The organism is Zoogloea sp. (assembly GCF_028689785.1).
In the GTDB taxonomy this organism is placed as follows: domain Bacteria; phylum Pseudomonadota; class Gammaproteobacteria; order Burkholderiales; family Rhodocyclaceae; genus Zoogloea.
Genome location: NZ_JAQVCN010000065.1, coordinates 11,111 through 27,592 on the forward strand (window position 1 = coordinate 11,111; position 16,482 = coordinate 27,592).

Below are 16,482 nucleotides of genomic sequence, written 5' to 3' on the forward strand. Positions count from 1 at the left end.
GATCTCCATTACCATTCCAGATTCAACTTGTGCCTGCATCCAGGCCACGAATCGCTCGAACTCGCCGTGCGTCCGAAAGTCATCAATTGGATCCCACGGGCAAGCTTTCATCTGACTATCCATATTGGGTCGACCTTTGGAATGAACACCTGACTTCCACCTCCAACCAACCCACCTTGAGGCGCGGCGACACCTTCGTAGACTTTGACTCCGACTGGAACCTGGATCTTCGTCACATTCGTGGCAGTGTTGCCCCAGACTGGGTTGAGCGCACTATCAATAATCGATTGAACGGGGCCGCTCGGTGGAGTTCTGGTCCAATAGGGACCAATTTCTCCGGCTTTTCCGCCCCAGACTCGGTACAGGGTCGTTGCCTCGTTCAAGGTAAGCTCAATATAAGTTCCACTGCGAAAGGTGCTGGCCACCTTATCACCAAGTGGCCCTGGCCCTGTGACGCCGCTGTAAGTAACGCCCTGTGCCCCACCCCGCTCCGCCGCCAGCCCCAAGGCACTGACCGTCTCCCCAGCACCCCCAACTGATTTGGTCACGGCCCCGAACAGCAGCCCACCGCCCTTGATGAGCGCAGAGCCGAGCAAGCCGGCACCGTCGATCAATACAAACTCGGCGAGACCCTGGCCGGCAGCATTCTGCCACGTGTTGCCAGCCCGCTCCGGAGCCTTCAGTTGTGGTGTATCGGTAGGCACCGCCGACACGACACGACCTTGACTATCGTAGAAAAGTTGGTAGTTCTGCGGGAGCGCGTAGACCTTGCCATCAGCCCCCACGACGACTTGGTTCCCTGCTGCCCGTGCCTCACTGGCCGCCTTCATGCATCCTTCACCACCGGCGCAGGCGCTGGCCAGGTTTTGATCGCGTTGCGCCGAAAGCTTGGCCAGATTCCTTTGCTCCGTACACGCCTGCGAATCGCCTTTGGCACAACCAGCTGACGCTGCGTCGTAACGCTCCTTTTCGGACAGGGCTAGCAGTGAGGGACGAACATGGTTAAGCCAATTGTTCTGCGCCGCATTCCCCGCCGCACTGGCTCCCACCTGGGCATCGCCCCCCACCAGGGTGGCCGCCAGAGCGCCGAAGAGGCGGGCGACGTCCACCGTCTTGCTGGCCTGAGTAGCACTGACCGGGGCGCGGTCACCGCCGTACCATTCGGCCGCCAGTTCGCCGGCCAGGCCGCCGATGGCGCCAGAGCCACAGTCGCCGCCTTTGGCGGCGCCCAGGGCACAGCCGACAACGAGGTGGCCCATGCGATTGCTGAAGCCACTCAGATCGCCCACGCTGTTGGCGGCGCTGGCCCCCGCTGCGTCGATGACGCCGGTGGTGATGGCCCGGCCCAGTTTGTCGCCCAGATCACCGCCGTTGATGGCGGTGTCGATGATCGCGCTGGCGGTGTTGTTGATGACGTTCTTGCCGATCTGGGCGACCAGGTCGGATTTGGCACTGACATTGGCCAGCGGAGTGAAGCCGCCGTCGGCGTTGGGAACGCTGATGCTGCCGGCCAGCGCGCTCAGGGCACCAGCCGTGACCATGGCGGTGGCAACGCTGCGGAGGGCTTCCTCCCGGCCCAGGTCGCTCAGGGTTTTGCCGAGGTTGCCCTTGTTGTTGATCAGGCTGACCGTGGCCTGTGCCGCCAAGGTCGTCAGCCCCGCGGTTGTCGCAGCGCCCGCGGCACCGGCTACTGTACCGACTGCTGCAGATCCGGCTGCAGCAGATCCGGCGGCCGTACTGGCGGCAGCTGCCGAGGCCGTACTGGCTTCGACTGCGCTGCCAACCGCGGCGCCCGCGCCAGAGGCTATGCCGTAGGTGAGGATGCTCACGACAATCGTGATGATCAACGCCGCTTCCGCCGTGAGCCCCTCCTGCTGGTAGTCCCATCTGTCGTGGGCCAGCGCGACAGCCTTCCAGTCCACGCCGGGGCGGTCGGCCAGTTGCAGCATCCACGCCTGTCCGGGCTGCGCCGCCTGTTTCGCCAACTGGGTCTTGAAGTCGCCTTCCGGGAGTTGGGCAACGATCTTCTGGGCCTGGATCGTGACCGGGCCCTGGATGTTGACGACCTGCAGGGTCTCGGTGCCTTCGCCCTGGCCGGACTGGTTTTGCCAGACGAAGGATTTCTTGCTGACGGTGTGACTGGTGTCGAGCCGGTTCTTCGCGCCTTCTAGGATCAGGGTGGCGTCGGCCTCCGCCTTGTCACCGACGCCGACGGCGATGGTGGTTCGGGCGGCGGAGATGGACGTGCCCTGCAGCAGGGTGTCGCCGCCGCTCTGGGCGGTGAGTTCCCCCACGCTTTGCAGTTGGGTGACCTGGGCGTCTTCGCGGGTGGTGCTGTCGCGGGTTTCGGTCTTTCGGCGCCTGAAGGTCGGATCCTCGCCGAGCAGCAGGGCACCGATCCCCGGCGCACGGACGACCTTCTTGCGATCCATGACGCTGAGCACATCCTGCACCGCATAGGCGTGGAGCTCGCCGCCGGCAGCGAGGCGGACTTCGCCACCGGCATTGAGGCGGGCGCCGTAGAGGTCGAGGTCAGCGCCGGACTGGAGCAGGATGTCCTGGGCGTCGATTCGGGTAACCGCCGCCTTCAGGCTCTGCTCGGAGTGCTCGGTAGTAGTGGTCTTCTTGCTGAGCCAGCTGCCGCTCTTCTTGACGTCGAGGGTGTGGTCAAAGGCGGAGTCAGTGGCTGCGGTGAGGGTCAGTTTGTCCTGGGCGACGATACTCACCTTGCCCGGCGAACTCAGGCTGGCGGCCTCCAGGGTGACGTTGCGGCCGGCCAGGTTGATGGCTTCGCCGCTGAGCAGGTTGCGGGCGCTCTCGTCGCGGCTGCGTTCGACGATGGCGGTGCCGGAGTGGTTGCGTGATACGTAGTCCTCGGTGTTGCGCCCGGCCTCAAGCACGATGTCGCCCGCGGCGGCGAGGGTGAGGGTGCGCTTGGCTTCGAGCTGGACGCCGCTGCCGCGGATGCTGCCCGCCGTGCTGGAGGTGTCTTCGGGGACGCCTGTCGCGGTAACGTCCAGACTGCCGCCGCTCTGAATGGCACTGCCCCTGTGGAGGCTGCGTGCATCCAGGGCGACAACGGTGGAGCCGGCGTTGCGCGCTTCGCTCCGGTTCTCGAGGCTTATCCCGTCGAGGGCAACGCTACTGCCGGCGAGGCGCGTATCTCCGCCACTGCTGATGCGCTGGCCACTCAGGATAAGGCTGCCACCCGCCTGGAGTGTCGTGGTGCCACCAGAATCTATCTGCCCACCAACGGCGGTGTCGGCATGGGTGAGGTTGAGGCGTTCTCCATTTGTTGTGGGCAAGCCCGGCAGGATGGCCGCCCCTTCGACCCGGGTGATGACGCGCTGCTCGGTGCGGGTGCTGTCGACAACGGCGCCGAGGGCGAGGTGCCCGCCGGCGACGATGCGCGTGTCCGCGCCTGATTTGACCCGGGTGCCGACGATGAGCGTGCTGCCCGCGCTTTCGAGATCGAGCTTGCCGCCGGCCTCCAGCACCGAGGCCTGGTGGCGAATCTCGCTGTCGATCCGGGTGGTGACAGTGCTGCCGCTGGCGGTGATGCCGGTGATCTCGGTCTCACCGTTGTTGAGGGTGTAGCTGCGCTCGTTGCTGACCGTGTCGACGCGCTGCCGGCTGTTTTCCACCGACAAGGCTTCGACCTTGATGTTGCCACCCACCCGGCCGGTGAGTGCACCGGCAGCCTTCAGATCGGCGCCGGTGACGAGCAGATCCTTGCCCACGTTGAGCACCAGATCGCCCGTACGGGCGACGATACCGGCGCGCAGGTCGGCACTCTGGGTCACGGTGCTGTCGCTGTGGGTGGTAACGGTGGTGCCGAAGACGCTGTCGAACTCGGTGTGACGGGTCGTCGTCGTGCCCTTCTGATCGACGGCGTAGAGCGTGCGGTTGTAGAGGTTGCCGCCCACATCCAGGGTCAGGCTGCCGGCTTCGATGCGACCGGAGTCGTTGATCAGGTCGCCGCCCACGACGAAAGTCGCGTCCTTGTCGATGAGGATGCGGCCCCGGGTGTTGTCCAGCACTCCACCCAGTGCGAGCGTGAGGCTGCTGGCCTGGATGGATCCGTTGCGGTTGTCCAGGCTGGCGCCGAACAGGCCCAGGGCCCCGCCAGCCCGGATGGACGCGCCGAAGTTGTCGATGCCGCCTTCGGCCTGGATCAGCAGTCGATCGGCCACCTCGAACACGCCGCGATTGGTGAAACGCCCGGACAACAGGAGATCCACGTTGTCGGCGCGAAGGGTGCCGGGAATGGCGGTGAAGCTGCCCCAGTCGGGGAAGGCCAGACCATAGCGGGCGGCCTCGTCCGCAGGCAGGTCGCCGCCGGGCGTTGCCGGCACCGCGGGGGTCTTGATCGAGGAGTCGACAACGCTGCCCGCAACAGGTGTTGCTGCGGGGTCGATCACCGCCTGGGGCACCCCGCGGGTGCCGTTCCCGGACGCAGGCTGGCCGGGATCCGCCGGATCGGGGGCGACCGGGCTGACACCACCGGCGGCGCTGCCGGCAACGGGGCTTGCGCCCACCTGGACCACGCCGCTGCCTTGCACCGGTGTGGCCGTGACACCAGCCAATAGCGTCTGCCCCGCGGGCTCGGGGGTCGCGGCAAGGGCGGGGGTAAGGCCCGCCCCCTGGACCGAAGCGGGCTGCAGCACAGCTCCCGTAGCGACAGCGCCGCCCGGGCCGGTGACCACGCCGTGGGCGCCCGGCAGCTTGCCGGCCGTCACCCGGTTGAGACGGGATGCAGCCAAGGCCTGCTGTGCGGCAGTCGGGTCAACACCCGAACCCAGGTTGAGATTGACCCCCATGATGCCGAGATTGCCGGCAACGATGGTGCCCGCATCCGGGCTGTCCAGCGTAATCACGGTGGAGCCCCCCGTGGCGTCGAGACGCGCCAGGCTGAGGGCAGCGGTTTCTTCGGTTTCGCCCTGGGCGTTGGTCCAGCGGATGGTCTGGGCGATGCTTCCCGCGCTGTAGACATAGCTGCCAGCGGCTTTGGCGTCGGAGGCCACATTGCGCAGACTGCCCTGGAACAGGCCATTGACCACGAACTGGGCCCGGGTGGCCACGTCGGTATGGCTATCCACATAGGCACCATTCAGCGTCGGCAAACCAAGCAGGAGGTAAGCGCCACCCGACTCGTCCGGGTCGCCGGCCAGGGTACGGCCACCGGTGGCGAGGTTGTCCACGCTGCCCGCCGCGTTGCCGCCCAGCAGCACGCGCCCGGTGTTCACAAGCACGCCGCGCCAGAGGGTGTTCAGGGCCGGGCTGACCCAGGTCTCACCCACGTCCACCACAACCCCGGCCACATCCAGACGCAGGGTGCCAAAAGCCACCAGGGGGCTGCTTGCCGGCCGGAAGACGAAGGACGGCGCATCCAGCCGGGCATCGCCACGGGATGCCACCATGCCGCCATTGGCGTAGGCAGCCGCCTTGATGTCCAGGGAGGCGCCGGCCAGCACACTGCCCGTCGCCACATTGGTGAAGCTACCGTCGCCGGCATCGATGAACACCCGCTCGGCGGCCTCACCATTGCCGTAGATCAGGCCGGCATTGAAGATGCCGTGGGCGCCCTTGAGACTGACCGAGCGCGTCCCCAGCAGGGCCGCCTTGTCGGCATTGCTCACTGTCGTGCCGGCAAGGACCGAGAGGCTGTTGTCGGCCAGCAGGGTGCCCCGATTGATCAGGCTGCCCGTGGGGGCCAGGAGGCTCAGATCCTGGGTGGCATGCACCAGCCCTTCGGTAAGCAACTCGGCCCCGGAGAGGGTGACGTAGCGCCCGCTCAGCAGGGGTGACAGGCCGGCACGGGCCCCGGCAACCGAGCTCAGCGTGCCACTGACCCGGGCGTCCAGCCCGCCCCCCGCGGCGATCCGCCCTCCACGGTTGAGCAGGGATCCGGCGGTGATGCTGATGTCTTCCGCGGCCAGGATCAGGCCGGTGTTGGTGGTCGGCGTCCCGGCACCGAAATTGGTATCGGTGAGGACGTCGTTCTCGCTACGCACATTGACGATGGCTGCCGCCCCGAGGGCCAGGTTGATGCCCTTGGCCTGGATGACACCCTGGTTCTCGACCCTGCCGCCGGACAGGGTGAGCTGCTCGCCCACGGCCAGCACCGCGGGGCTCTGCACGAAGCGGAAATCTTTTTCCGGATCGGGTGGCGGCGGTGGCGGCAAGCCGGGGCGAGGATTGCAGACAGCCGGAGTAACGCAGCGGGAGACCTCGACCAGCTGATTGACGAAGCCGCCGTCGGCGACGATGTCGGCATTACCACCCACCTGCACGCTGCCGCCATTGACGAAGGCGCCGACGGTGCGGACATCGAGCGTGCCGGCGCTGAGGGAGCCCTGGTTTGTCAATTCGGCCCCGTGGATGCTCACATGGTTTGCCGACACCAGCCCGCTATTGGCCACAGCGCCGCCCGACAGGCTGATGCTGTCACCACTGATCTCGCCACTATTGCTGACGGCTGCGGATGCGCTCACGCTGCGGCCGGCAATCACGCCACCATTGCCCAGCCCGCCATTGAAAGAGAGGGCGCTGCCAGCGATGGTGCCCAGATTGCTGGCGTAGCCGCTGACGCTGACCGTCTCTCCGTAGATGGACCCCTGGTTGTCGAGCGCTCCGGCCACGCGCACGGTGTCCGCCGCGATACGCCCTGCGTTGCCCAGGCTGCCGCCCGAGAACGCAAAGCCCGCCCCACCGGAAAGCACGTCCCCTGCATTGATGAAGCGATTGGCTGAAAGCAGGATCGACCCGCCACTGCTGCTCACGCTACCCAGGGCACCAAGCTGCCCCTGGTTGCGGGCCACCAGTTCGATGTCGCCATTGGCGACGATGCCGCCGGTACGACCAAGGTTGGCGGTGATGTTGCGGGCCAGGATGTGCACCCCGCCAGCGCTCTGCAGCAGGCCCTCACTGACGAAGTCGCCGGTGATGTCGAGGTGCAGATCGCCCCCCACCTGCAAGCGCGTGCGGCTGTCCAAGGTTCGCCCCACCCGTGTCACGGACAGGGGCCCGTAGAACAGGGCATCGCCCGAAAAGACCAGATCCTGCCCCACCGAGAAATTGGCCGACCCCGCCACCCCCAACCCCCGCTCGAAGACCACCGAGCCCAGGGCCGAACGTGCATCGAGCGCCTCCAGCACCGTCATGTCACCGCCAAGCCTGACATCCTTCGCGGCGTCGAGGCCGAGGGCTTCCAGGGCCGTGACGGGCCCCTTCAGATGGATGCCGTCCTGGCGACTGCGCAGCTGGGCAGCGCCGAGAGCAAGGAGTTCTCCGCCGACGGTCACAGCCCTGTCCGCCTCAACCTGCAAACGAGCGCCGGCACTCAAGTCACCGGCCACACTCACCTCGCCCGCGCCGCCCTCCACAGACAGCGCCCCCGGCGTGAGCAGGGCGCCGGCCACGGCCACCCCGGCACCCGCCCGTAGTGCCAGGGCGTCACCGGCAGACAGGTTGCCGCCATAGGCCTGCGCCCCGCCGCTGGTCAGCGCACCCTGCCCCAGGATGCGCGTTTCGCCCTGGGCAAGACGGCCTCCGGCCTGCACCAGGGCATTGCCACCAATGCTCACGGCACCGCCGTGGACGACATCCCGGGCGGCGCCCAGCTCCAGGTTTCCGACCACCACGCTGGCGCCACTCACCCGGTGATCGCCCCCCGCCCGGGCAAGGTAGTTGCCGCCCGCCTGCACTTCGGCGAGAACGACATTGCCGCCCGCCTCGACCGAGAGGGCCTCGCCCTTCTCCAGCCCACCGCCCAGCGCCCCGGCCTCGATCTCTCCGCCGGCCTTGAGACTCAGGGCCCCATTGGCCAGCACCCGGCCACGGAGCTTCAGGCTGCCCGCCTCCGCGGTCAGGCTCGCGGCTCCACCGGCAAGCACATCCCGGGATTGATCGATGGACTGCCCGGCCCTGACATCCAGGGCACCGGCCGACCGCCACGCCCCACCCGCGATGATCTGCCCGGCAGAGCCCAGGGCAAGATTTCCGCCCGCCTCCACGTCCGACAACAGGCTCAGCCCCGGCAGGCCTGTCAGGGACACATTGCCCTGGCTCGCCACCACGCCCTGCTGCGCAACGGCGCCGAGGGAATTCACTTCGACCCCCGCGTTACCCACCAGGCTGCCACGGTTGTCGAGACCACCGGCTCCGGTCAGGATTGCCAGGCGACCACCGGTCAGCACACCGCTGGCCGAAACCTGCTGCCCCTTGAGCAGCACACCCGCCCCAGCCCGGGCCTCGGCAGAGAACGTCAGCCCGGCAGGGCCGGCATCCGCCACCAGAGCCCCGAGCACCTGGACCGGCCCACCCACGCGCACGCCCCCCGCGGAAAGCGCCGCATCGCCTCCGGAGGCCAGCACCCCATCCACGCCCAGCCCTGCACCCGCGTTCAGGGTCACCGCCCCGTCGCTCACCACGGCACCGAACACCTGGCCCGCCCCCGCCGCAACGAGGCTCACCGGGCCCACCGCCATCAGGCTGCCGGTGGCAACATCGCCCCGGACGCTGCCCACCGCAAGCGCACCACCCGCCGACAGGGCCTCGGTCACCACGCCATCACGACCGGCCACGGACAGATTGCCTCCCGCCGCCAAGGGACTGCCGATGCGCAGCCGGCCCCCCTCAGCCGAGAGCGTCCCGTCTCGTCCTGCCCCACCCTCGGCCAGTTCGAGCCCGCCGCCCGCCTTCACCTGCAGATCGCGGTTGGCGGCAAGCAGGCCGGTACCGCTCAGATCTCCGGCCAGCTGCACCGTCAGATCCCCCCCGGCCAGGATGCGCCCCCCACGATTGCTGAGGGATGCGCCAGACACGATTCCCAGGCCCTCCACCGCCGAGAGGCGCCCGCCATCGTTCACCGCGCCCTGCGTCACCCGGATGCTTCCGCCGCTGCCGGCGTGCACGGTGCCGCTATTGCCCAGCGCATCCGCCACGACAGTCATGGTGCCGGCGGACTCGATGACACCGCTGTTGCCCAGGGCCCCGGCAAGCTGCAGGTCCACACGCTCCCCCTGGAGCAGCCCACGGTTGTCCATGCTCACCGCGGTGACACCCACGGCTCTGGCCGCCAGCTGTCCGGGATTGACGAGCTCGCGGCCGGTGAAGCTGAAGTCGCCCCCGCCGAGCTTGCCCTCGTTCAGCAGATCACCGCTCACAGCAACCCGATCCCCGACGATCGTCCCGGCGTTGCTGACGGCATCCGCCAGGACCACCGTTCCGCCCCCGATCTCGCCCCGGTTGAGCGTCGTGCCGCGAACCTCCACCGACGCCGCCGACATCTGTCCACCGGCCTCGTTCTCCAGCCGCCCATTGACCACCACGGCCTGGGCCGCCGCCAAGCCCGCATTGACCAGGGTATTGCCGGTGAAGGAAAGCGGGCCGCCGGAGGAGAGCACCTCGCCGGCCGTCTCGAAGCGCGGCCCTTCCAGCGCGATGGCAGCGCTGCTGGCAAGCGTGCCGGAACGGCCCAGCCGGCCGACGTCCCGCGCCGCCAGGCTGATGCCCCCATTGGCGAAGACACCACCAGCCTGCTGCGTGTTGAAGCTTAGCTGCGCGCCACGGATGGAAACCGCTGCCAGGCTGTCGATTCGGCCTTCGCTGATGAAATCGCCCAGCGTGTCCACAATGAAGTCGGCACTGGAATAGAGATGCCCGCGGTTGACGATGGGCCCACCCGCGCTGCCCACACTCAGGGCGCCGAAGAAGCGACTGTCACCACCGAAATCGATGCCACGGGCGGTTGCCAGCCGCGCAGCGCCGCCGACCTCCAGGGTGCGCACGAAGGCCAGGGCACCCGCCGTGGTCGTCACGGCCAGCTCGGAGCCCACCCGGATATCACCACCGAAACGGATGTCTCCCGGTGCATCGGCAGACAGGCTTCCGGCGCTGGCAATACTCCCGGCCACGTCGACGCCCGCCATGGCGCTGCGCAGCACGATGGGGCCACGGGCCGCCATGTCTCCACCCAGCTCGAGCTGCCGGAACGCATCCAGCGTGATGCCGGCCGCCGAGCTTGCCCCGCCCTGCACGGCGATGCGGCCCTGCTGGCTGACCAGGCTGGTCCCGGCACCACTGCCCACTTCACCGAGCACACCGATGTCGCTTCGCGCCGTCACCGTCAGGGCCCCGTTGGAGAGCAGCGGGCCACCCACTGCCAGGGCACCATCACTCACCACGATGCGGACCGGCCCGTTGGCCAAGACACCCGCACTCACGCTCGCCCCCGTGAGGGCATGTAACTCAAGCGCACCGCCGGCCGCCAGGGTCTCGGCCTCAAGCTGGTCGGCCTCGATCTGCATGGGCCCGCCCGCCAGCACCCCGCGGGCACGGATCGACGCCGCGCCGAGGCTGAGCACGGCGCCGGCAGAGGCATCGCCTGCCAGCTGCAGGGCGCTGCCCGACACCAGGCGAACATCCCCGCCCCCGGCCAAGGGGCCACCGACCGTCAGCCCAAGGGCCGCATTGAGCGCCACCGCCCCCGGCGCCACCAGCGCCCCCGTTGTCACGGCGCCGGCGCTGCTGACGATACCCAGATCGCCCCCCGACTGGACCACGTTCACCACCACCCCGTCCCGCCCGGCAAGGCTCACGGTGCGCCCGGCCACGAAGGGAGCGCCGATGCTCAGGCTCCCACCCCGGGCCACCAGATCGGCCCGGCCACCGGCACCGCTTTCGGCAAGGACGACACGCCCGCCGGCGCCCAGGTTCAGGTCGCCACTGGCCACCACCCGCCCGGAACTGAGGAGGTCGCCGGCGGTATCGATGCGCAGGCTCCCGCCCGCCTCGACCCGGGATGGCAACACCAGGCTGCCAGCCACGATGCTTCCGTCACCGGCCACCATCAGATCGCCACCGAGAACAGCCCGGCCAGCCACCAGATCAAGGGCCCCCGCCGATACCCCGCCCACAATGTCCAGCCCCTGCCCGGCACGCAGGCGCACCAGGCCCCCCGCGCTCAGGCGGCCCGCGGCGCGAATGTCCGTCGCAGCATCCACCAGCAGGTCTCCGCCCACAGTCACATCGCTGCCCAGCCCCACTGAGCCGCTTGCCGCGAGGCGGGTGTTGCCGCTGACCGCCACCTCCCCCGGCGTCACCAGATCCCCCGTCACGGCAAGGTTCAGGTCACCGCGGATCTGGACGTCCCGCTCCCCGCTGCCCAGCACCAGCGAGCGTGCGTCGATCTGCGTCTCGCTCGCGCTGATGCCCGCCGCCAGGCGCACCTGGTCGGCGCGGACAGTCGTGCGGCCACCGCTGCTCAGCGGCGCCAGGATGTCCACCGTATCCCCCGCCTCCAGGCTGGCCGTGCCGGTCGCCGAGCTGGCCCCACTGACGGTGGCCCGCCCCCCGGCACGGACGGTGAGCTCGCCGCCGCTCGCCGCCGCCCCCTGCATGTTCAGATTGCCCGCGGCATCCAGGGTGATGGACTGGCGCGCAAGCAGCTCGCCGACACTGAGGTCACCGCCGCTGCGGACCACCAGACCCAGGCTGTCGGCCAGCAGGGGCCCAGCCATGCGCACGCCAACCCCCTGGTCGGTGGACACGATGCGGATCTGACTGCTGCTCATGGCCCCGAAGGCCGTGCCGTCGATGGCGAAACTGCCCGAGGGAAGCGCGGCCGCCTGGCCCGGGTTGAGGTTCTCGAACTGCCCGGCCTTGTCGACGATGCGTCCGGCGCCCGCCAGCACGGTGATGCCGGCGAGTTCAGGGTTGAGGTAATGGGCCCGCACCGGCCCATCGAGATGGATGCCGGCGGCCACCAGATCGACCTTGCCGACCGTCCCCTCCAGTCCGCGCCCCTCGATGCGCAACTGCCCGCCGAGCACATCGAAGCCGACAGCACCGGCGCCCTCAAAGCCGCCCGCCCGGCCTGCTGCGTCCAGCCACACCGGCGTACCGGTGGACAGCATGAAGCGCGGGCTATTCACCGTGCCGCAGCCGGCACAGGTGACACCATTGGGATTGGCCACGATGACCGTCGCCGGAGCCCCGAACACCTCGATCGCCCCGGCCAGGCGCGACGCAGCCCCCGGCGCCACCACCTCGTTGACGATCACGCTGGCACCTGCTCCACCTGCCAGATTCGGATTGGCCACCACGCTGCCGCCCAGCAGGGTTGTGCCCGCCCGAGCGCTGTTGTTGAGGACCACCCCCTCCTGCTCAACGTCGAAGCGCTGGTAGCGGTTGTAGGACGTACCGGCGGCATTGGGACGGGTGATGTCCACGACAGGCACGCCGCTGCTCGTCTGACCGATGCCGGGGCGGAAGGCGATGGGGCCATTGGGGTCGGCGATGGGCCCCGCGTGGGCACCGCCGGGCAGGATGCAGCCCGAACCGAAGACGACCAGCAGAATGCGCGCGGTGATCCGGCGCCACGGGGAGACACGCGACAGATCGTCATCAACAGGCAGGGGGGCACGCATGGGCAGATCTCTCAGAAGAACAGGGTCAGAGACAGGTTGAGGCGGAAGGCGGTATCGGGCATGTCCGACGGAGAAACGACGGGCTTGCCGACGATCACTTCAAAGCTGCCCAGGCCGGTGGCGGCACGCAGGCCGAGGCCGGCCGACATGAGGGTGCTGGCACGCCCGCTGGCGAGGGCCCGGACATGGCCGGCGTCCCAGAAGGCGAAGGGTTCGAGGTGCACGCCGGAAGGGGCCGCCGCCAGACTGCGGCCGAGCTCGGTGCGCCAGTAACCACCCCGGTCGCCCCCGGCCGCCGATTCGGCAAAGCCCCGCACGCTGGCCACGCCACCAACGAAGATCTGCTCCGACGAGAACAGGGGCACCCCGCTCCACTGCCACGCTCCGTTGCCGCGCAGGCTCCAGTTGCCGGGCAGGTAGAGGGCCGTGCTGCCGGACACATCCAGCTTGCCAAAACGAGCCCGCGGGGCCGGGCCGCCGCCGGCACCGGAATCGCCCATGGCACCGAAGGCATCCAGCCCCCGGGAGAAGCCCGCGTCGACAATCCACTGGCCGGCCAGCCCGGCGGACTCGAAGCGGGTCAGGCGATTGACGCCGGCCCGCAGCACCGTGAGCTTCTGTGGGGCCAGGGCCACGTTGTTGATCTCCCGGCGCGCCTCCCGCACCGACAGGGAGACATCTGCCGCCACCTTGCTGTCCCGGTCGCGCAGGAGCAGGCGGTTCCACGACACCGCGTGATTGGTGGAACTGCCGTGGAGCAGCGCCACATTGCCGATCAGGCTCTGGTATTCGGACCAGGTGGTGAGCAGGCTGAAGGTGTTGTAGCCCCAGGGCAAGGACAGGCCGGCATTGAGCGCATTGGTCTCCAGGCTGCCCGTATAGCCCAGGTTGAGGCTCTCGTTGAGACCGAGCAGATCGCCCACCTCCAGGCCAAGGCGCAGGCGCCGGGTGCCGGTGGCGGGGCTGCCCTGGTTGTCACCTCCCAGCCAGCCACGCCAGGACGACGCAGGTGGCGGATCGACGAATTCGAGCACCGAGCCCCCCGGCGTGTCCCCGGGCACGATGCGCACCTGGGCCTGGCGGCCGCGCAGGCGGTTGAGCTGGTCCAGCCCCTGCTCGATGTCCCGCAACTGCAGGATGTCCCCCGCCCCCATGGGCAGGGCCAGACGCACGCCGGCGTCGCTGTGGGCGTCCGCCTCCAGCAGGCGGCCGTTGTAGCGGATGGCTTCGATGCGGCCCGGCACGATGCGCAGGCTGAGCACACCGCTCGCCAGGTTCTGGCTCACCACGTAGGCCCGGGAGGTGATCAGACCCGCCTCGATGAGGTCGGCATTGAGCCCCTGCAGCAGCAGGCCGATGCGCACGGCCCCCAGCTCAAACCCGGTGAAGGGCTGCAAGCGGCGCGCGAGGACAGCCGCGGGCAGCAGGTCGTCGCCCTGCACGTCGATGCGCGCAATGCGGAAGACGGGCCCCGATTCGGCCACCGCGGCCGGGTCCAGCCCCACCGCGGCCGGGGTGGCGGGCTGCTCGATGCGCGGGGTGGGCTGGCGCAGCAGGCGCTCCCGCTCGCGCTCCATCTCCTCCCGCAGGATGCGGTCGCCCTGGTCCTGACGCGGCTGCACCGGCAACTGCTGGGCCTGGGCCGCCCCGCTCAGGGCGAGGGCCGAGGCCAGGGCCAGGCCCAGTAGCGGATCAGCGCCAGAACGCACTGAAGATCCCCAGGTGGCTGCTCAGTTCGACCGGATCACGCCCCGGCGCCCGCTCCACGGTGATGACACCGTCGACGCCCTGGCTGGCGATGAAGAAGCCCCGGTCCTGGATGGCCTGGCCGCGCAGGCTCAGGCGTCCGGTCTGGGCGGTGAAGCCGCCGCCCTGGTCAATGGCGTACAGGCCCGCCCAGCGGTCGCCGAAGAAGGCACGGAGCCCCTCCTCCCGGCTCAGCGCCACATGCACCGGCACGCCGCGGGCCTCGATGCGCGGCGCTTCGAGGTGCATGTCCCGGCTTGCAAGGACCACGCCCCCTTCATTGACCAGGCGCTCCCCCGCCTTCAGGCGCAGGTCCTGACTGGCCAGGATCTGCCCGCCCACCAGGCTCTCGCTGACCTCCGCCGTACGGCGGCAGAACAGGAGATTGCAGGACTCCCCGAGGATGAGAGTGCCCGTGAGCCATGCACGGTTGAGTATCTCACCCCGCGCATCGAGCACCACGTCGCCCTTGTTCGCGAGCACGCTGCCACCCAGGTTGTGCACCTGCCCGGCGGTGACGCTCAGCGTACCGTCGGCCACCCAGTAGGCCGTATGCGCGGGGTCGGCCAAGGCACCGTTGTCGATGCTCGTGCTGCGGCGCTCCCGGGGCAGGCCGAGCCAGCTGCGTTCGTCCCGGGTGCTCTCGCTGCGGCCGCTCCCGGCCACGAAGACCGATTCATTCAGCGCAGTGCCACCCGCCTTGAGGCTCAAGGCGCCGTTGGAGACGACCCGCCCGTTGATGTTGCGGATGTCACCGGCCGCCTCGAGCAACACATCGTCGGCGGCGCCAAAGATCACCGCGCCGGTGCCCCCTGCCGGCGTCTGGTTGACGATGTCGCCGCCGGCAAGGATGCGCAGCGCAGCCGGCGCCGCGCCGGGCGCCGTACTGCGGGCCACACCGGAGAAGCTGCCGCCGCTGTTGTGCAGGCTGCCGCTCAACTGGATATCCAGGCCTCCCGATGCCGCCATCAACGGGGCCTCGCCCCCGGTGGCCTGTTCCTGCAGTACGGAACCGGCACGGATGCGGATGTCCCCCGCCGCGTCGATGCGCCCCCTCTGCTCCAGCAGGCCACTGCTGTCGATCACGAAATCGCCCGACGCGGCCTGTAACTGGCCGGCGTTGCGCACCCCGGCACCGGCATCGGTGACCAGCAACTCGATGCGCCCCGAGCTGATCCGGGCCTGGGCGGCGAGATCGATGAGGATGCCCTGGCTGGCGGTTTTGCCCGGGGTGTAATAGGCCCAGGGGGTCAGGTTGTCGGTGGGCGAGGCCGCTGTGTCAAAGAGCACGCTGGCATCGCCCGCCACCAGGCGCAGCAGGGCCGTGGGCGAGCTGTAGGCATTGACCAGCGGACCGGCCACTTCGATGCGCCTGGCCAGCAGCTCCAGGCGGATCAGGTCGGCCGCCAGGCCCTCCGGGCCGATGCGGATGGTGCCGTTGCCCGAGGTAGCGGAGACATGGGTCTGGACACCACTGCCGACGGCCCGGCTCTCCACTGCAGCGCTGCCCGCCACGAGGGCGACACTGCCGAAGTTGAGGAAGCTCCCGCCATTGATGGCGAGCCCGTTTGGGTTGGCGAGGATCAGGTTGGCGCGGGGCCCGTCCACCGACACCGGCCCTTCGATCAGCGACGGCTGCGCAGAACGGACCTCCGCCACGATGCTGCGGGCGCCGACCTCCTGGTTCTGAAAGGCCGCACCCGCCCGGCTCACATCGAAACGCGAGAAGACGTTGTGGGACACACCACCGGCCGCTGGGGCAAGCTGGATCAGTGTCTTGCCCGAGGCAGGATCAAGCGAGACTGCCGTTGCCGTGCTTCCGCCCGGAACGACACCCGCCGAAAGCCAGAGAGGGAACAGAGCTCCCACAACGCCCAGAAGAAATATCTTTGGCATAAACCTGAACAAAAACACACCAGGCCGCCATTAAGACATTTATTGAAACGTCATTTCAAAAAGACACAAAAATTAACACTAAAAATACTCAATTCAAATACTTGAACCTCCCACAGAAACCCTCGCTTAAGCTGGCGCGAATCCGATGCTGACAGGAGCCAGGGCTCCCCGGCCGGATCGTCTGCGGGGTAAAGCGCAATGGATGCTCCAGAAACCACGACACTGACCGAAGGGCCTCGTGGGGAGGGTAGAACTCGCTCCAAAGACGGCCGGTGGTCTTCTGTGGGGTCGAATTCATTCGTATATGGACTCCTCCCGTTTTGCCAGCGCGAATGTTGGATAACAAGGGGGGATCGATTGCTCACGTATATCCGGCCTCGTTGTTGGGCGTAGTGGCCCGGGCCATGAT

Annotated in this window: 3 protein-coding genes; all 3 read right to left on the reverse strand. The window is 68.6% G+C overall.

The window, feature by feature from the left end:
• Positions 1-107: 107 nt before the first annotated feature.
• From PHI64_RS19765 to PHI64_RS19775, 3 genes are read right to left on the reverse strand one after another with little or no spacing between them, the layout of a single operon-like run.
• Positions 108-12,431, reverse strand: coding sequence for a filamentous hemagglutinin N-terminal domain-containing protein (locus tag PHI64_RS19765; protein WP_299886768.1), 12,324 nt, complete (start codon positions 12,429-12,431; stop codon positions 108-110).
• 11 nt (positions 12,432-12,442) lie between these two features.
• Positions 12,443-14,140 carry a ShlB/FhaC/HecB family hemolysin secretion/activation protein gene (locus PHI64_RS19770; protein WP_299886770.1) on the reverse strand — a complete coding sequence of 566 codons (1,698 nt, stop codon included), beginning with the start codon at positions 14,138-14,140 and terminating at the stop codon, positions 12,443-12,445.
• Entirely contained in the window at positions 14,124-16,073 is a 1,950-nt protein-coding gene (locus PHI64_RS19775; protein WP_299886773.1) for a filamentous hemagglutinin N-terminal domain-containing protein, read from the reverse strand. The genes PHI64_RS19770 and PHI64_RS19775 overlap by 17 nt, the downstream gene beginning before the upstream one ends.
• Positions 16,074-16,482: the final 409 nt, after the last annotated feature.

Bases quoted from the DNA above. Each gene is read 5' to 3' on its own strand.
- PHI64_RS19765 (WP_299886768.1), bottom strand. From the start codon at position 12,431: ATGCGTGCCCCCCTGCCTGTTGATGACGATCTGTCGCGTGTCTCCCCG.
- PHI64_RS19775 (WP_299886773.1), bottom strand. From the start codon at position 16,073: ATGCCAAAGATATTTCTTCTGGGCGTTGTGGGAGCTCTGTTCCCTCTC.